18 protein-coding genes and 1 pseudogene are annotated in these 16,521 nt (G+C 45.8%); 5 read left to right on the plus strand and 14 right to left on the minus strand.

Annotation, left to right across the window (positions count from 1 at the left end):
- Nucleotides 1-138: 138 nt before the first annotated feature.
- From ACJHX4_RS14745 to ACJHX4_RS14790, 10 genes and pseudogenes are all read right to left on the minus strand, one after another.
- Nucleotides 139-310 (minus strand): annotated as a pseudogene (locus tag ACJHX4_RS14745) (integrase); the annotation flags it as partial.
- 410 nt (nucleotides 311-720) lie between these two features.
- Nucleotides 721-1,518 (minus strand): helix-turn-helix transcriptional regulator, encoded by a 798-nt coding sequence (locus tag ACJHX4_RS14750; RefSeq protein ID WP_001531269.1) that lies wholly within the window; start codon nucleotides 1,516-1,518, stop codon nucleotides 721-723.
- Between the two features lie 113 nt (nucleotides 1,519-1,631).
- Entirely contained in the window at nucleotides 1,632-1,907 is a 276-nt protein-coding gene (locus ACJHX4_RS14755; protein WP_001531268.1) for a type II toxin-antitoxin system RelE/ParE family toxin, read from the minus strand.
- Between the two features lie 3 nt (nucleotides 1,908-1,910).
- Nucleotides 1,911-2,159: a CopG family ribbon-helix-helix protein gene (locus ACJHX4_RS14760; RefSeq protein ID WP_024187601.1), complete on the minus strand. Its 249-nt coding sequence runs from the start codon at nucleotides 2,157-2,159 to the stop codon at nucleotides 1,911-1,913.
- 76 nt (nucleotides 2,160-2,235) lie between these two features.
- Complete coding sequence (locus tag ACJHX4_RS14765; protein WP_001531266.1) at nucleotides 2,236-3,069, minus strand: DUF4942 domain-containing protein; 834 nt, start codon at nucleotides 3,067-3,069, stop codon at nucleotides 2,236-2,238.
- Between the two features lie 130 nt (nucleotides 3,070-3,199).
- On the minus strand, nucleotides 3,200-3,535 hold the full coding sequence (locus ACJHX4_RS14770; RefSeq protein ID WP_001531265.1) for a TA system toxin CbtA family protein: 336 nt from the start codon (nucleotides 3,533-3,535) through the stop codon (nucleotides 3,200-3,202).
- Between the two features lie 30 nt (nucleotides 3,536-3,565).
- Nucleotides 3,566-3,901: a type IV toxin-antitoxin system YeeU family antitoxin gene (locus tag ACJHX4_RS14775; protein WP_032143152.1), complete on the minus strand. Its 336-nt coding sequence runs from the start codon at nucleotides 3,899-3,901 to the stop codon at nucleotides 3,566-3,568.
- Nucleotides 3,901-4,374 (minus strand): RadC family protein, encoded by a 474-nt coding sequence (radC, locus tag ACJHX4_RS14780; protein WP_001531261.1) that lies wholly within the window; start codon nucleotides 4,372-4,374, stop codon nucleotides 3,901-3,903. Before radC ends, ACJHX4_RS14775 begins: the two co-directional genes overlap by 1 nt.
- A gap of 29 nt (nucleotides 4,375-4,403) precedes the next feature.
- On the minus strand, nucleotides 4,404-5,222 hold the full coding sequence (locus ACJHX4_RS14785; protein WP_001531260.1) for a DUF932 domain-containing protein: 819 nt from the start codon (nucleotides 5,220-5,222) through the stop codon (nucleotides 4,404-4,406).
- Between the two features lie 235 nt (nucleotides 5,223-5,457).
- The gene (locus ACJHX4_RS14790; protein WP_001531259.1) at nucleotides 5,458-6,411 is read right to left on the minus strand and encodes a hypothetical protein; all 954 of its coding nucleotides are present in this window, start codon (nucleotides 6,409-6,411) and stop codon (nucleotides 5,458-5,460) included.
- 592 nt (nucleotides 6,412-7,003) lie between these two features.
- Between ACJHX4_RS14790 and ACJHX4_RS14795 the strand changes: the two genes are divergently transcribed.
- Both ACJHX4_RS14795 and ACJHX4_RS14800 read left to right on the plus strand, forming a co-directional pair.
- A complete protein-coding gene (locus tag ACJHX4_RS14795; RefSeq protein ID WP_001531257.1) occupies nucleotides 7,004-7,618 on the plus strand; it encodes an inovirus Gp2 family protein in 615 nt (204 codons plus the stop codon).
- Between the two features lie 117 nt (nucleotides 7,619-7,735).
- Nucleotides 7,736-7,954: a helix-turn-helix transcriptional regulator gene (locus tag ACJHX4_RS14800; protein ID WP_001531256.1), complete on the plus strand. Its 219-nt coding sequence runs from the start codon at nucleotides 7,736-7,738 to the stop codon at nucleotides 7,952-7,954.
- Nucleotides 7,955-8,174: 220 nt separating this feature from the next.
- On the opposite strand, the gene ACJHX4_RS14805 is transcribed toward ACJHX4_RS14800, so the two are convergent.
- The 4 genes from ACJHX4_RS14805 to ACJHX4_RS14820 all read right to left on the minus strand — a co-directional run bounded on the left by ACJHX4_RS14805 (nucleotide 8,175) and on the right by ACJHX4_RS14820 (nucleotide 12,002).
- Complete coding sequence (locus tag ACJHX4_RS14805) at nucleotides 8,175-8,960, minus strand: hypothetical protein (protein ID WP_001531254.1); 786 nt, start codon at nucleotides 8,958-8,960, stop codon at nucleotides 8,175-8,177.
- 12 nt (nucleotides 8,961-8,972) lie between these two features.
- Nucleotides 8,973-9,986 carry a GTPase family protein gene (locus tag ACJHX4_RS14810; RefSeq protein WP_001531253.1) on the minus strand — a complete coding sequence of 338 codons (1,014 nt, stop codon included), beginning with the start codon at nucleotides 9,984-9,986 and terminating at the stop codon, nucleotides 8,973-8,975.
- A gap of 39 nt (nucleotides 9,987-10,025) precedes the next feature.
- The gene (locus tag ACJHX4_RS14815; protein WP_001531252.1) at nucleotides 10,026-10,709 is read right to left on the minus strand and encodes a WYL domain-containing protein; all 684 of its coding nucleotides are present in this window, start codon (nucleotides 10,707-10,709) and stop codon (nucleotides 10,026-10,028) included.
- A 315-nt stretch (nucleotides 10,710-11,024) separates the two neighbouring features.
- Entirely contained in the window at nucleotides 11,025-12,002 is a 978-nt protein-coding gene (locus ACJHX4_RS14820; protein ID WP_001531251.1) for a toll/interleukin-1 receptor domain-containing protein, read from the minus strand.
- A gap of 213 nt (nucleotides 12,003-12,215) precedes the next feature.
- Here ACJHX4_RS14820 and ACJHX4_RS14825 point away from each other — a divergent pair, with 213 nt between their 5' ends.
- The 3 genes from ACJHX4_RS14825 to ACJHX4_RS14835 are packed head-to-tail and all read left to right on the plus strand — an operon-like array spanning nucleotide 12,216 to nucleotide 16,516.
- A complete protein-coding gene (locus tag ACJHX4_RS14825) occupies nucleotides 12,216-13,922 on the plus strand; it encodes a type I restriction-modification system subunit M (RefSeq protein ID WP_001531250.1) in 1,707 nt (568 codons plus the stop codon).
- Nucleotides 13,912-15,336, plus strand: a complete 1,425-nt coding sequence (locus ACJHX4_RS14830; RefSeq protein ID WP_001531249.1) for a restriction endonuclease subunit S — start codon at nucleotides 13,912-13,914, stop codon at nucleotides 15,334-15,336. The genes ACJHX4_RS14825 and ACJHX4_RS14830 overlap by 11 nt, the downstream gene beginning before the upstream one ends.
- Complete coding sequence (locus tag ACJHX4_RS14835) at nucleotides 15,323-16,516, plus strand: DUF4268 domain-containing protein (RefSeq protein ID WP_001531248.1); 1,194 nt, start codon at nucleotides 15,323-15,325, stop codon at nucleotides 16,514-16,516. The genes ACJHX4_RS14830 and ACJHX4_RS14835 overlap by 14 nt, the downstream gene beginning before the upstream one ends.
- Nucleotides 16,517-16,521 lie beyond the last annotated feature (5 nt).

Consider the following 16,521-nt stretch of genomic DNA (forward strand, 5'->3'; position numbering starts at 1 on the left):
CAAAAAAGAGTATTATAAAACTCCGCCCTTAAGGAGAAAGGTTTCCTGGCAGTTGTAATGCCGTTGACGATACAGCGCACAACACGGATATAAACAGCCATTTGATTGATAAATATCTGAAGGGCTGTTTATATTCAATCAAGCTAACGATTCATTAATCTTTACATAGAGATGAGGTAATGTGGCCTCATTGCGATTCGCATCCAGATAATCCGCCCCCACTGCAGCATCTGCCGCTCTACCGCATCTCTCGGCCATAGCCCCGACTCAATCAACGACTACACGCCATTGCCCTGAAACCATGCCCACAAAAAGCAGCTCTCAATTTCCATTCATGCTTTATACCTTTTCTAATAGGCTTTTGCTTCAGGCTTAGCCGAACGAACCTTCACATCACTCAAAGCCATGATGAATACCCTTTCAAGGGTTTTGTGTGGCTACAAACATTATCGAATCGGGATATACCCGCAGCTGTAGCTGTACCTGCATCAGTAAGTTGATGTAGGTTGGCTTATGTTGAGCGAAAAATAGCGGAAACCCTGTGTGACACTGATTTCAGGCACAAAAAAAGACGTCTATTGATGTTCCGATGGTGCGAAGGCCGGACCGTGATTCCAACCTCAACAATATGAAATTAATGGATTTTTAAAAATGCGAAGTTACTTTGTATACTCACATGTATACTCAGTACTATTTCTTAAGAAACCAATTCATTCAATACTACTCATCATCGTCCTCCACTGGTTCCAGCACATCAAGCGCGACTCGCACCATAGCGATAGAACCAATACGAATGAAAGCATCTTCTCCATCTTCGTCGGTTATCATAAAACGATCCGTGGTTTCAGGCTCGCAATCCAGCGCGTCAAAAAAAGCATTCAACTGGCCGATATCATCCGTCTCTTCGTTTTGCGGCGCATCTGGCTCAACACTCAGTGGAATCACTGGTCCGCCGTTTACCAGCGTGATATGGACATTAAAATAATCGTCTTCGTAGGCATCATCCTCTTCGTCAACGATTGGCCGCAGACCATCAGAAAGGAACTGATGAAATACCACTTCACGCATATTTAACGCATAACGATACTCGGAAGAATCAAAAACGAAGAAGCGTTCTATGTTTGGAGTGTTTTTTTCCTGAAAATAATAATAAAACCTCCGCTTATCCGCTGCTGAAATGGGCAACAGCAAATAGTCCCGCTGCCCCTGTAGCCAAAGTTTTACGGTCCAGAGACCGCTATCCATTTCAATGCCGCTTGTGGCTATAGCCTCAAGATCTTCATCAGTTTTACGACGCTTTTTGCGGAAGTTGTTTATCAACCGATCGCTTTCCGGGAACACTACGTTTAGAGGCTTATCCAGAGCATTGCATATTGCCTGTGCGAGACCCAGCTTTGCAGCAACCTTCCCGGTTTCGATACGCTGAATTTGCTGCTGGCTGGTGCCAACCATAAACGCCAGCTCGCGCTGGGTGATAGATAGCTGGGTACGGAGCTGTTTGATGTTGTTCTGTAACATGGCATCCTCCTGCAGAAGGAGTGGAAAGTGCCATTAAAACACAAAATTGAGTATAAACACATAATCGTGTTTATACTCACTAATTAACACCCTTGAACGAAAAGAAAATCTCTTCATCGTTCTTCTCTGGTATGCCAGAGATCCACGATATAAATGTCATTGTCACAAAGTTCGTAGTGAACCTCATAGTCATCAAATAACACTTTTCGGACTTCCCGAGGTTCATACCGAGTCTGCTGTACACCAATTGCCGGATGTGCTGTAAGACCAGCACAACCAGTAATCAGGCGATCCAAAACGTCATCGGCGTGCTGGCGGCTATACTGAAGGGCAAAACGGTAGATACGCTCAAGGTCATCCTGAGCTTTAAGCGTCCAGTAAATTTCCATTTATCAGGATTTCTTTAAGCGATTAGCAAAATCCACCATGTCCGAGTGACTCATCACGCGACCGGCATCCACATCCGCAAGACCGGCCTGGATGCTCTGGTGACGCCGTTCTCTTTCGGCCAGCATACTGGTCAACGCTTCCTTAATAATCCAGCTTTTAGAACGATCTAACTCAATTGCCAGATTCTCAACAGCAGCGGCCAATTCAATAGGTATCTGTGCGCTGATGGTTTGTTTAGTAAGCGAACCCATAGGGATTACCTCGTTTAATAACATTTAATAACTCCTATTAATATTAGCATAGAGGTGCCTATAAAAACATCACATCTCATTTCGCAGGTAACATCCCCGGAAAGTGCTTCGCCACGATATCATTCATCTTATCCACCAGATCCAGTCGCTTGAATGTGATATGCCCACTGCCCTTCTGAAAGTAGCGAATAGTGAACAACTCATCTTCGAAAATCTGCTGATGCGGATTATCGCGCACAAAATCCATAAACCGGATGGAGATATCATGCCGGTTATCGGGAATGGCCTTCCCATCCAGCAGGTAGAACATACGTTCCAGATCGGCAAGCTGATCTCGCCGCCAGCACCAGTTCAGGCTGTAGCCCCATCTGTCATGCTTCACCAGATTGTTAACGATAATCTTCTTACCGAAATAACAGGGATTATTGGTTTTGTAGTCCCAGCTCAATCCCTTAAATACATTGATAATCCCACGTTCGAAAACGTCCTGCTTATTGTGGTGAAGTTGTTCAAAGGTACTCAGGATGTTGGCTTCGCTAATCGCCGGGAGATCGCCCTCCTCCAGGTTCTTTGCCCACTGACTGCGAGCTTCGGCATCCATCAGAGTCAACATCCCGGACTTCAGCATGAGATCGCGCCAGATGCTGCGATCGATATTGCGGGTGATCACCGGCATGGCTTTATCCACCGGCTGCACTAGCCAGCAGTCGAAGGAATGGCCCTGACGCATCGCCCAATGCTCCGCCACATCACCACCGATGCTGGAGGTTAGCCGTGAGATATCATCAAGCTTATGGATCAGGATTTCAATCAGACTCAACGCAGCATCACGACCCGTCACGATACGCTCAATACTGGTCGAGCAAATTAGCTCGTTATGATCGGTTAAGACTTCAGCTTCTGTTTGCATAATCTTTTGTCCGTATAAAAGCAAATGCGCCAGCCATGAACAGCAGGCGCATTATGCAGGGAGTTATGAGGGAAGTAATTTTGGCGATGTAAATCGGGAAGGAGACTCGCAGATTCACCGTGCCGTGGTGTTATGGCGTGTTATGGCGGCGGCGCAGCAGACCTGTAGCCTGCCGCGCCCGTAAAATATCGACCGCACGAAGATAAGGCGTCTGTTCCTGCCAGCTAAATCCTTTCCTGTCGATACGGATCAATTCGTACTTCTCCACCAGAAAATTGACGGCATCGACCAGAGTGATCCCGGCGTCTATGTGTTCCTGAATCACCTTTTCATTGTTGAATGGTGTGTCATTAAGATTCAGCCCGTAGTGCTGCTCCAGCAGGCGGGCCAGTAATATTTGCCAGACCACGACGGGCGACAGATATGACGTAGTCGCCCGCAGCGTCGTTGCAGGAATAATTTTCATAACGATGTTCCGTATTAAGGAGGTTAAAACTCAGCGTTGAGTGGGATAAATAGCGATATAGACGTAACCACAGGAACCCAGCGTATCGGCTTCGCAGGTTAGTCCTTTGGCGTATAGTGTGACGGTACGTTGTTGGCAGGCGGAGAGTTCATCGTCAGCCAGTTTCAGCTCCAGTTGTTTCATCAGCACCGGAAAAGCCTGGTCGATATGCAGCAGATCCGGGGAGCTGAATTTCCCGGTGATTGCGGCCCGATCAGCCAGGTAATGCAGGTTATGTCTTTCCTGTACCAGTCGAGCAGTGAAGCGTGGTGTTACGGTACAGGGAAGCCCACATTCTTGTTGCATGACCTTATCCTTTTGCAGCATTACAGCCAGCCCCGTTCGGCAAAAGAGAGGATATCCCCCGCCCCAATAATGAAATGATCCAGCACCCTCACTTTCACCAAATCCAGTGTCTTAACAATATTCGTTGTAATAAGTCTGTCGGCCCGACTGGGTTCCGCCACGCCGGAGGGATGGTTATGCGCAAGGATCACTGCTGCGGCATTGTGCCGTAGCGCAGATTTCACAATCTCACGGGGATGTACTTCTGTGCTGTTAATCGTGCCGAGAAATAGCGTTTCGTGTTCCAGCAGTCGGTTCTGGTTATCGAGGTAGAGCACAACAAACATTTCCCGCTCCTGTCGTGCCAGATGCAGTTGCAGCCAGGTTTTTGTGGCGTCAGAGGAAAGAAAAGATTCGCCAGGATTGCGTTGATATTTCTCCAGCAGGCGCATCGCACGGCGGATAACGCGTTGTTCACTCACCGAAAATACCGGTGTTAGCATCAGTTCAGACATCGTGTTTCCTTTACTATTAATAGCGTTGTTTATGAGGCCAGTTGCAACATGTTTTCAGCCATCACCCACAGGGCGCGGTTGAGCCTGACATCGCCGTCGATGCCTTTAATGGCGCGGGTGTGCGTGCGACCACCTTTTGCCGTCCGCCCGTTTAAACCACCTTTGATCAGGTTCTCCTGAATACGCTGGTAGGTCGTCCACAGATCGCCGGATTCATCCTGCCAGCGGCGGGGAGCCAGCAACTGGGATTCCGTCACCGGCTGGTGCTCTTCGCCAAAGCGGTAAGTCAGCGCCGCCTTTGCCAGCGCCTGTTGCGCAGGGGGTGGCAGCATCAGCGACTGCATGGCATCGCGTTTCTCTTCAACCTGGTCAAAAACACTGAGGACTTCATAAGCGCCTTCAATCACTTTCTCCACCACATTGCCTTTATGCGGTACCCGTACTTCACCAAACGACTCGCCACAGACCAGCCCGTTACAACAAACAGAACGGAACAGCCCTGGCAGCATCTGATAAGAACTGGAACCGTCATGGCTATTGAGCAGAATAATTTCCGGCACCTGGTTGCGATTGATCTGGTCTTCCCGGCGCAGACGCAGCATGTGTTTTGTATGTTCACGTTTACCCACATCACGAACACGGGTCTGGCAGGCAAAGAAAGGATGAAATCCTTCACGCTGGAGGTTATCGAGCAGGGTAATGGTGGGAATATAGGTATAGCGTTCGCTGCGTGATTCGTGCTTATTTTCCCCAAATACGCTGGGGACATACTGCATCAATTCGTCATGCGTTAATGGGCGATCGCGACGGATTTGATTTACGCGACCAAAGCGGCTGGCTAATTTCATAGTAAATTCCTTAATAAAGAATATAAAAAACAGGCCGCATCTTCTGAAAAATTGCGGCTAATTTAATGCGTGATTAAAACGGACGGTAGTATAGGTGGGATAAAATAATAGGTGCGAGCAGATATTAAATTACATTCCGGCAGTACATATATGAGCGTGATATAGTGCTGAAATAATACATATCTGAATTCTCCCGGTGATTATCACCGGGAGAATTTAAGTTTGAAATGACACCTCAACCACGGGATAATCTTGTTTCTATTCCCTGAACCCTTTCGTCTATTAACCTTTCAATAACGGATATTTTATCTGACTTGTAAAATTTAACCAGAAAATCCAGACGCTCTTTATGCGTATCACTGATAGACTCCCGTTCCCGTTTTTCAGAAAGTTTACGTCTGAAGTTTTTTTGGTAAAATGCTTTATTTATTTTCTTTACCGCTTTCTGCTGGAGATCATCATCCGCTGACCATAAATCCAGCATGGCATAAACGGCGTGATAGGTTTCTACACAATTAAGTGGTTCCGGGATCTGAACGGGGTCTAAATGGTTTCCTGTATTACCACCGTGCTCTTTCTGGAATTTATTAATGTAATTATAAGCCCATATACAGACTTCGTCATTATCCTCATTAAGCCAGCGTAATTTTATTCTCTGATGTTCATTTTTCCTCCAGAATACAAGCCTCTCATATAGCCACTTTCTCATCAACGGTGCCTGATTAGTCTCAATATTGATATAGTCCAGTAATGCAACGATGATTGAGTATCTTTCGTTATGGCTTGCAGGAGAATCTGTTATTCCAGCTTTCTGATACCAGTTAGTGTTTAAATTTGTGCCCAGCTTTTCGTTAATTGACTCCATACAGCGGTAATCAAGACACATCACGCCCCATAGCCAGAACGTCGCTCTTTCATTTTCTTTTAACCAACTAAAATATTTCTCCGGCAGAAGCGTCGTATTAATCGACAGCTCCAGTGAGCGAATAAAATTACTTCGCTGAATGGGATCGGGATACCCGGCCTCGAGGGCTGTATTAATAATTCTCTCCGAAAGGGATGTATCTGGATTGTTCCCGTCAAACGCGAATTGATTTGCTCCCTGAATGTTTTTCCTGATGTACCAGAAGAGGAACCTGCTGGTTCGGATGTCCTTCACTGCTATTGATGAGCGCACATTAACGGCCATTGTTCTACCTCGTCATCCTTGTTAAATCAGTCGAAATCAATAGCGTAATTATGATGTGTTTTCGAAGTAAAACCGTAGCAATAAATCAATAAAAGTGGAAAACACGTAGCAATATCGTGTTATTCCATAGTAATAGAGTACCATTAACGTAGTTTTTTATTTATCACCATACTCACAGATCCCGCCTGTAGAAAACGGCTGGATAGTCTTAAATTTTTCCACGTATAGCCCTGGTGGCTTTACGGGTGAAACCTCCCAGGATAACGAGTTGACATCTGGAAGATGTCATTCATGACCGCAACTCATAGATTAGGTCGATGTATTAATTATAACTTAAGAGTAAAACTCTTTGTCTTCAAGAACAGATAATTAACTACGAACACCAGTAAATACCGGGCTTCTACTCTTTTTATCACCCTTTCTTTATGAATCAACATTGCCGGTATTAATATTATGTTTATCACTCATTCATTAGATTCAGCATATAGAGGGATGACACCAGAGACAGGGAAAAGTAATCCAGATCGGCATAGCTCAGTGAAAAGTTACTACAGCACTTATGGATATGTAACCAACCACAAGGAACTGAAGCATGAAACTGAATGAACGATATGGCAAGCCTAATGCACACTATATGAAACGTCTGGAAGAGATTACTCGCTATGCGATGGATGATTACGCCAGAATACTGGCTTTCAGAGTGGATTTATTACTGCCAGTGGATAATAGCCATAAAGGGTATGACTCAGCGGTTATTACCCGTTTTATAGCCTCACTGAAAGCACAGATAGCCGCATATTTACAACGGCGCAGGAGAGACGGTAAACGTGTTTACCCCTGTAAGCTGCGATATGCATGGGTAAGAGAATTTGGTGAACTGAATGGCAACAAACATTATCACATGCTGTTGCTGGTTAATCGGGAGGTATTCAGGAACACCATGCTGAACACGGAGAATTCAGCGCAACCTCGCGGATTGCTGGCGGGAATGGTAGCGCGTGCATGGGCTGTGGCGCTTAGACGTACCGGAGATATGGCAAATAAAGCCCCCTTTCATTTACCGGGCGTCTCTTATGAACTGGACCGCAGAAATGGCACAAATACGGACTTTTTCCGCAGCTACATATACCACATCAGTTATCTGGCGAAGGAGTACACCAAAAAACACGATGATGGTGAACGTAACTTTGGTTGTAGTCAGGGATAAGTAATTTATTGCCGGAGAAGTGATTGTAATGGCGGAGTATGCAACATCATCTTAAATCAACGGGTTAGTGTTGCTGCTCCTGTCTTTTATCAACGTAAAGACAGAAGGACAATCGTCATGAACAATCAACCGAATACCGATACTGACCTGATGAATGACAAACTGGTGACGATGGCATTTATTACCACGATTACTGGCCTGACCGACAAATGGTTTTATAAACTGATTAGTGAAGGCAAGTTTCCAAAGCCTATCAAACTGGGGCGTAGTTCCCGCTGGCGGGAAAGTGAAGTTAAACGCTGGCTGACGGAACGTATTGCAGAATCCCGCTATTAATTCCTCTGATATCATCTCCACACGCTTTACCCGTAAACATTAATTCAGCACAAACGCTATATCAGTAAGCGCCTGACAGGGCCGTTGCTGTGCATCTTTCGGCGCGTAACTTCATTATACCCGGATGAAATACGTTTCATTTAACGTTGTCGAAAAATAATTAACCGGGGAATAGCCTGCTTATTTAGCAGGAATTCCCCGGATGCTGCTAAAGGTAAAATTAGGAATTAAATGTCCAGCTACCCGTATCGGTCACAATGTCAGCTTCAATGATACGGTCACACTTCATATATTTGAACGTAGCCACATCACCGAATTTATATTTAGCTGGCAGGGTTCTGTTACCGACGCTCTCCATTTTACAGTTCCCTCTGTTTACCCGAATGGATTTCAGCACCACGTTGTCATCAGTGATAGTGAGCTGAATAACACCATATCTGGTATTCCAGCCTTCATTGCTGACAGAGCTGCCGAACTGAACTTTAAATGGTGGTGTCGTAGATTGCTGTGCCTGCTGTTGTTGAGAGGGAGCAGGTTTATTAGCCTGCTGGCTACCAACGCCATTAATGCCATTCTGAAGGAGGCTCCTGGAAACCTTAATGGTACCCGGCTTGCATGATACTGTGCTGGTTTCCTGCCCCATTGCATTCATGGCAGTGTAATAAGCATCACCTGTACCATCATATTCTGAGTAATTGACGGCAACCGCGCCTTCGATATCTTCATTTTCTCCACGTAATGTGAAAGAAGCAATTCCTGCTCCCGGATTAGCCGCCAGAGTCTGTTTCGCTTCGCCGGAAGGAATATCCAGTTTGATAACGGAACCACCTTCTTCGGAGTCACCACCTGGCGTTTCAAAACTGATATAAACGGTATTGCTGACGTGGCTGAGTGTCATTTGCTCACCGTTATCAAGCAGACATTGCAGGTCATAGGCCCCGACAGCATAAGCAGGGTGGAATGCAAATAAAGATACAAACAATACAGGTATAATGATTGGTTTCATTAAGCACTTTCCCTATCCAAAAAAATGGTCCCAGGCATTACCAGCCCACTCGATAAGTTTGTCTTTCCCCTTTCGGGTAAGCTCTTTGACAGGCTTTGGTAACGGAAAAGAATCAATAACGTCGTCGAGTATCCCGGAGATTACGCTGCCAAAGCCGTTTTTTGCTTCCGTCTTTACTTCGTCGGTTTTGAACTCATCCTTAACCTGCGAAGCCGTGCTACTTTTAGCCCGATCAGGCAAAGCCCGAATAATAGTCTCTACCAGACGAAGAATGTTGTAGCCCTCATCGGCGGAGACAGGTGTCACCGGATAGTGCGTAAAACCAAATCGTTCAGTAATGTAGGCTTCTTTCTTTTCGATGTTGATGCGCTGTGCAGGAGATGGCTGATGCAGATGAGTATCCCACTCGCGGAATGGCTCAATTTTATCAACCTGGTTAAGGACGAATAAAACGCGCTCACCCCCACCAGCAGGGAGCAGAACATTGTTGTAGAAATGCTCATCCGCAGAAAAGGCCCGATCGTCTCCTTTTATTACCCACAGGATAAGATCCAGGGAGGGAAGCAAATTGCGGTATAAATCTTCATACTCCTTATCCCGCCGGGCATTCTCACCGACACCAGGTATATCAATGATCTTTAGCGAATGTTTGCCGAAGCGTATACGCAATTCCTGAACTTCGCGAGTACATGCCTCAACGTCGCTAACTGCACAAACCTCCCCTTTAAACAGCGCATTACATACGCTGCTTTTCCCCGCGCCTGTTTTTCCCATGACACCAATCACGGGTTCATAGTCGATGGCTTCACTGATTTTGTTCAACAGCTTTTCCCGCAGTGGCTGAGGGAAAATATCAAGAATATCCCTGATGTCGGGTATGTGCGGTTTGCTATCACCTTTTTGCTCGTTGCTACCATTACGTTCTGGAAATATATTGCCCCACATTCCAAAAATCCCGCCTTCCCTTCTGGTGACGCCACTGGCATCAGTAATCATCCGGCCTTCGCCCTTTACCGGGTCATCCATACGAGGTCTCCTTTTTTAATTTGAAATAAACGTTGTCTGTTACTCTCTGAAGGTCTGAATTACGTCACTTATGAAACGAAAGTGTGGGAGGGCTGAAATGAACTCTTCACTGGCAGTCAGAGCATCAAGTTCAGGCTTTCTGCGAAAAGAAGTATCCAGAACGGTTACAGCGTTAACGTCTTCCATCCGAAACACCTGTAGATTTCTGGTGCGGGTAGCAACAAGAAACCAGTTTTTGGACTGAAATATCAGACGGCGGGGAGCTACTGCTTCGTAGCTTTTACCGTTAACTAATAATGTAACGGCGCGGTAGTCGCGGATAGCTTCCGCCAGTTCCAGAAAACAGGCGGTTTGTGTAACTGGAGATGGCAGCCCTCCATGCCCTATAAGGCACGGTGAGCTTCCGGAGTTACTGGTAATCAGTCGAATTAACCTGCGATTCTGAGCCGGAATAATCCCCGAAATCCCGGAATTACGGATAAACGCAAAGGTGTTGGGTGAGTGCTCCCGGCCCGTTCGGCGGGTAAGTCGGTAGCTTCCGCTGGAATGCTCGAGATCCAGATGGATTAGGCGTTGCTGAAAATCCCGCTGTAGGGTGCGCTCTGAAACACCAAACTCATCTGCTAACGCTTTAAGCTCCAGAGATTCGCCAGCCAGTAAGCGGGTGATAATGACTGATAGCCTGACAGACAGGCGGTCATAATGATCATGCAGTGTTTTCATGGTGGGGACAGTCCTGTTCTCCCAAAATATCATGGTATTGATACGGGAGATTATGCCGTACAGGTACGACACTTTATGTCGTACCAGAGGGGAGTGGATAGAAAAAATGGCGAAGATGCGAAGAGTTGATTAATTCATTGAAACAAAATGAATTAATAATGATTTTGGGTAAAAGCGACGTCAAAATACGACACAACCTGTCGTATTTTGTGTTAGCCGGGAAAAGATATCTGCTACTTACTAAAATGATTTAGTGCTGAAAATATTTATAAGCCAATAAATAGACAGGTATTACGGAGTAACGCCCAGGCTATGTTAACGAGCCTGCTGTTTTATTGGCTCAAAAAACATATCCCATAGATGATCAGCCATACCCTCGTTAGTGAGCAAGGTATCCCTTGAGTAGCCAGGGCTGAAGACGCCCATTGATGGGCGAAAACCAAGGATCTGGCCGTTATTGTCAATGGTTAAGATTTCATTGTAAGCATTGCCAATCACGCCATCCTGGCTATAACCAATATCGCCTATCCCCATATTTCGCCCGCTATTAAGCCAGATTGCACATTGACCTACTTTGCTTCCCCCAATGTAGATCGCACAAGTGAAGGCATTTGCGTCACGCTTATTAAAATCAACCTCTAACCCGGCATGGCGTTTTTTGAGTTCAGTCAGCGAGCCTTCAAAATAACGGGCGACATATTCAAAACCGTCACGGCAGGCACGATCTTTATCAAGGTCTGTAAAATGCTTTGGCAAAGAAAGATTGCTGGAACGTGGCGTAAAAACGGTATCCGTCGCCTGAAACATTGGATTAGCCGGAACTGGGGTGTGCACAATCTGTTGCGGCTTTTTCGCTTCCAAATTGGCAATAGCGCGGGAAACGGCATCGACAACCTGAACATAACCCTCATCGTGGCTGGCAAACCTGGTGATAGGTTTACCATCAATTGTCGCTGCCATAATGCTGCCGAACGGTAACTGATGCCAGGCACACTCTCTTAAGATCACAGGAATGACCACAGCCTCGCCCCGGTTATGACGCTCCAGAGCGTTGGTCATTTCTACCTGATAGCAATAGTCAGAAGCGATGAAATCACTGCTAATCAACAACAGGATGATATCAGCCTGAGAAAAGTAATGATCTATTTGGTTCTCAAACTCTTGTCCTGGAATGATGCGACGATCATGCCATGTCGTGATCTTGCCCGTGCGCTTCAGGGGGGAAAGATGCTTCTCAAGCTCATTGCGCAGTGCTTCGTCTGCATGAGAATAGGAAAAAACGAGAGAGGTCATAGTGCGTAAGATGCTCCGATAGGGAGGTGGAAAATACCGTTATTTTGCATCTACAAGTGTAAAAATGTAATCCCCCTTGCCGCAAGGTATTGATGCGGAAATCAGTCCTTCATCTTGGTATCACTCTGACGTCAGGGTATGATCTCTGGCAATTTCCCCGATTTTACACAACCTGGACATCGAACCAGGCATAAATGATTTTTTGAGGTTTTGATGGACAACGCTGAACAGCAATTTCTGAACGATCTGGATACTAAGTTCTGGAAAGCCGCAGACAAGCTACGCGCCAATATGGACGCAGCCAACTACAAGCATGTGGTACTGGGGCTTATCTTTCTGAAGTATGTTTCAGATGCCTTTGACGCCCGCCAGAAGGAACTGAAAGGACTGTTTGAAGACAAGTTCAACCCGGACAACATTTACGCGCTGTCTCGTGACGATTACGACACAGAAGAGGCGTACCAGCAGGCGATCGCAGAAGAGCTGGAAGTTCAGGATTACTACACTGAGAAAAACGTCTTCTGGGTACCCAAACTGGCTCGCTGGGAAACGCTTAAAACCAATGCTGCTCTGCCTGTAGGGACGGTTCTGGGGAAAGACGATAGCGGCAAAGATATCGTCATGACGTCAGTATCGAAGCTGATTGATATCGCTCTGGATACTATCGAAAACAGTAACCCGAAACTGAAAAACATCCTTAACCGTATCGGGCATTATCAGCTTGGTAACGACTTGCTAATCAGCCTGATTAACGTTTTCTCCGATACCAGTTTCAGCGAACCTAAATACAATGGCGTGAAGCTCAATTTGAAGAGCAAAGATATTCTCGGCCACGTTTACGAATACTTCCTTGGTCAGTTTGCACTGGCGGAAGGCAAACAGGGCGGCCAGTATTACACGCCGAAAAGCATCGTTACGCTGATTGTTGAAATGCTCCAGCCCTACAATGGCCGCGTGTATGACCCGGCGATGGGGTCTGGTGGGTTCTTCGTTTCCAGCGATCGCTTTATCGAAGCGCACGCAGATGAAAAGCATTACAACGCTGCTGAACAAAAACGCAATATCTCCGTTTATGGGCAGGAGTCCAACCCTACTACCTGGCGTCTGGCTGCGATGAACATGGTGATTCGCGGTATTGATTTTAACTTCGGTAAACAGAACGCCGATACGTTCCTGAACGATCAGCACCCGGATTTACGTGCCGATTTTGTTATGGCTAACCCACCCTTCAATATGAAAGAGTGGTGGAATGCGAAGCTAGAAGATGACGTGCGCTGGCAGTACGGTACACCACCGCAGGGTAACGCCAACTTTGCCTGGATGCAGCACATGATCCACCACCTGGCACCGAAAGGTTCGATGGCGTTGTTGTTGGCAAATGGTTCGATGAGCTCTAACAGTAATACGGAAGGTGATATACGCCGTCAGATTATCGAAGCTGATTTGGTTGAATGTATGGTAGCTTTGCCAGGTCAACTCTTCACTAACACGCAGATCCCCGCTTGTATCTGGTTGTTGACGAAAGATAAATCTGGAGGTAATGGTAAAGCGCATCGTAAGGGTGAGGTGCTGTTTATTGATGCCCGACAGATTGGGTTTATGAAAGATCGCGTATTACGTGATTTCTCAACGGATGATATCAAAAAGATTGCCAATACTTTCCATGCCTGGCAGACAGATAAAGATTATGAAGATGAGGCCGGTTTCTGTTTTGCAGCCACACTAGACGATATAAAGAAAAACGATTTTGTTCTAACACCAGGACGCTATGTTGGTGCGGTTGAGCAGGAAGAAGATGACGAGCCATTTGCAGAAAAGATGGCACGGTTAGCTATACAGCTAAAAGATCAACTAGAGGATAGTGCAAGACTGGAGGCACAAATTAAAGCAAATTTTGGGGGGCTGGGTTATGAGATCTAATATAACTTATACTCTTGATGAAATTGCCGAGATTTATGATGGCCCTCATGCAACGCCTAAAAAGTTAGAGACAGGGGATGCTATTTTTTTAAGTATCTCTTCTATTGAGAATGGAAGATTAAATTTGGAAAAATCATCCTTCATTTCCGAAGATGATTTTGTTAAATGGACACGTAGAGTAACACCTCAAGCCGGAGATGTCGTTTTTTCTTATGAAACGAAAATTGGCGAAGCATCAATTATTCCTGAAGGGTTACGTTGCTGTTTAGGTAGACGTATGGGATTGCTGAGAGCCAAACAAGATAAGGTATTACCTCAGTATTTGTTATATGCTTATTTATCTCCAACATTTCAGGATGTGATTAGAGAAAAAACGATCCACGGTAGTACTACTGATCGTATTTCAATCAGAGAGATGCCTTCTTTCGAGATACAACTACCTGATATACATACACAAAAAAAAGTAATTCAGATTTTAAGTTCAATTGATAATAAGTTATCTAAAAATGCTGAAATAAATCAAACCTTAGAACAAATGGTACAAGCCCTTTTCAAAAGTTGGTTTGTCAATTTTGAACCGGTAAAAGCCAAAATCGCGGTGCTGGAAGCAGGTGGTTCGCAAAAAGATGCAACGCTTGCTGCCATGACAGCGATTTCTGGGAAAGATGCTGATTCTTTAGCTGTATTTCAGCGAGAGTATCCTGAAAAATATGCCGAACTTAGAGCTATAGCAGAGTTGTTCCCGCTAGCGATGCAAGACAGCGAATTAGGAGAGATTCCTGTTGGATGGTTTTGTACGGACTTATCATATCTTGCATTACTTAATAACTCTTCCTGGTCAAAGAAGAATGCTCCAGAATCATTAAAGTATGTTGATTTAGCAAACACAAAATGGGGCATTATTCATTCAACTGAAGATTTCTTATTTTCTGATGCGCCAAGTCGTGCCCGTAGAATATTAAAACCCGGTGACACTATTGTAGGAACTGTGAGGCCAGGAAATGGTTCATATGCCTTTATTGCTGAAGAGGGCCTGACTGGGAGCACCGGTTTTGCAGTATTAACGCCAAAACATGAACACTTTAGTTCGTTTATTTATATCTGTGCAACGTCTAAGGATAATATCGAACGTCTGGCCCATTTAGCCGATGGCGGAGCATATCCAGCAGTTAATGCTGAGGTTATACTATCTACTCCGTGTATCATTCCTATTGATCATAGCAGCAGCAAAAACCTAATAGAATGCTTCCACTATTATGTCAGAGAGTTATTTGCTTATAAGCATAACAATCTTAGACAAAATAAATCACTGGAACAACTCCGCGACACCCTCCTCCCCAAACTCCTCTCCGGAGAAATTACGTTACCGGACGCCGAGGAAATAGCCAAGGAAGCTGACTATGTTCAAAGTTGATCAGCCCAGTAATAGCCTGCAACCGCTCCAAGAAACCACCTTCACTAACGCGGGTTTCACCGAACGCTACCACTTACAGGAATGGTTGGCGAAGCATCCGCAGGCATTGACCCGCAGCAGCGATGATGAATTACTTATTATTCAGAAAGAATTTGCCGGGTTTGACGACACCAAAGAGCGGTTAGATCTGCTGGCGATCGACAAAGACGGTAATCTGGTGATCATCGAGAACAAGCTCGATGATTCCGGGCGTGATGTCGTGTGGCAGGCGCTGAAGTACGCGGGCTACTGCGCGAATCTACGCAAAGAACATATTGTTGAGATCTTCCAGCGTTACCTCGATCAGAACGATCCAGAAGAAAGCCGCCCGGCTTCTGACGTGCTGGCAGAATTCCTTGAACATGAAAGCCTGGATGAAGTGCAAATTAACCAAAGCCGTTCCCAGCGCGTAATGATGGTTGCGGCAAATTTCCGCAAGGAAGTCACTAATACTGCGCTCTGGCTGATGCAGTTCAATATCCGTGTCCAGTGCTTTAAGGTCACGCCTTACCGTTATGGAAATGATGTATTCATCGACATCCGCCAGGTTATTCCCACACCGGAAGCCGAATCCTACATGATCGGTATGGCGCAGAAGGAAGCAGAAGAACAATCAACCAGCGGTGAACTGAAACAGAGCCAACGCCTGCGCAAGGCCTTCTGGACGCAGATGCTGGAGAAATTTCATGCCAGCGACTGTACGCTGTATAACAACATCAGCCCGTCTATGGATCACTGGTTATGTGCAGGCTCTGGCATAAGTGGTATGCCTTATAGCCTAATATTCAGCAAGAAGGAAATCCGCGTAGAATTATGGATTTCGCGAGCATCGGCAGACATCAACACCATGGCGTTGAACTGGCTTGAACAACACCGCACATCTGTCGAAGAGGTATTCGGCAACCCACTGGAGTGGCTATCGCTACCTGGTAAAAAAGCCTGCCGTATTCAATACCGCCAAAAAATAGATGGCTTCCAGCAGGAAAATTGGCCGCAAATGATCGACTGGCTGGTGGAACATATGACCCGTTTTGAGAATGCGCTTTCGCCGTATCTGCCACAGCTTAACCAGTTGATCAAGCAGACCTTTAACGGGCATGATGAAGCTGAAAATACAACAGAAGAAGCCGAACACGTATAACACAG

The organism is Escherichia sp. WS2035, assembly GCF_046487065.1.
In the GTDB taxonomy this organism is placed as follows: Bacteria; Pseudomonadota; Gammaproteobacteria; order Enterobacterales; family Enterobacteriaceae; genus Escherichia; species Escherichia coli.

Excerpts from the sequence above, each read along its gene's own strand:
- ACJHX4_RS14810 (WP_001531253.1), bottom strand. The coding sequence starts at position 9,986 with ATGGATGACCCGGTAAAGGGCGAAGGCCGGATGATTACTGATGCCAGT.
- ACJHX4_RS14775 (WP_032143152.1), bottom strand. The coding sequence starts at position 3,901 with ATGCTGCAAAAGGATAAGGTCATGCAACAAGAATGTGGGCTTCCCTGT.
- ACJHX4_RS14820 (WP_001531251.1), bottom strand. The coding sequence starts at position 12,002 with ATGACCTCTCTCGTTTTTTCCTATTCTCATGCAGACGAAGCACTGCGC.
- radC (WP_001531261.1), bottom strand. The coding sequence starts at position 4,374 with ATGTCTGAACTGATGCTAACACCGGTATTTTCGGTGAGTGAACAACGC.
- ACJHX4_RS14760 (WP_024187601.1), bottom strand. The coding sequence starts at position 2,159 with ATGGGTTCGCTTACTAAACAAACCATCAGCGCACAGATACCTATTGAA.
- ACJHX4_RS14830 (WP_001531249.1), top strand. The coding sequence starts at position 13,912 with ATGAGATCTAATATAACTTATACTCTTGATGAAATTGCCGAGATTTAT.
- ACJHX4_RS14765 (WP_001531266.1), bottom strand. The coding sequence starts at position 3,069 with ATGCAAACAGAAGCTGAAGTCTTAACCGATCATAACGAGCTAATTTGC.
- ACJHX4_RS14805 (WP_001531254.1), bottom strand. The coding sequence starts at position 8,960 with ATGAAACCAATCATTATACCTGTATTGTTTGTATCTTTATTTGCATTC.
- ACJHX4_RS14750 (WP_001531269.1), bottom strand. The coding sequence starts at position 1,518 with ATGTTACAGAACAACATCAAACAGCTCCGTACCCAGCTATCTATCACC.
- ACJHX4_RS14825 (WP_001531250.1), top strand. The coding sequence starts at position 12,216 with ATGGACAACGCTGAACAGCAATTTCTGAACGATCTGGATACTAAGTTC.
- ACJHX4_RS14770 (WP_001531265.1), bottom strand. The coding sequence starts at position 3,535 with ATGAAAATTATTCCTGCAACGACGCTGCGGGCGACTACGTCATATCTG.
- ACJHX4_RS14790 (WP_001531259.1), bottom strand. The coding sequence starts at position 6,411 with ATGGCCGTTAATGTGCGCTCATCAATAGCAGTGAAGGACATCCGAACC.
- ACJHX4_RS14785 (WP_001531260.1), bottom strand. The coding sequence starts at position 5,222 with ATGAAATTAGCCAGCCGCTTTGGTCGCGTAAATCAAATCCGTCGCGAT.
- ACJHX4_RS14815 (WP_001531252.1), bottom strand. The coding sequence starts at position 10,709 with ATGAAAACACTGCATGATCATTATGACCGCCTGTCTGTCAGGCTATCA.
- ACJHX4_RS14795 (WP_001531257.1), top strand. The coding sequence starts at position 7,004 with ATGAAACTGAATGAACGATATGGCAAGCCTAATGCACACTATATGAAA.
- ACJHX4_RS14800 (WP_001531256.1), top strand. The coding sequence starts at position 7,736 with ATGAACAATCAACCGAATACCGATACTGACCTGATGAATGACAAACTG.
- ACJHX4_RS14835 (WP_001531248.1), top strand. The coding sequence starts at position 15,323 with ATGTTCAAAGTTGATCAGCCCAGTAATAGCCTGCAACCGCTCCAAGAA.
- ACJHX4_RS14755 (WP_001531268.1), bottom strand. The coding sequence starts at position 1,907 with ATGGAAATTTACTGGACGCTTAAAGCTCAGGATGACCTTGAGCGTATC.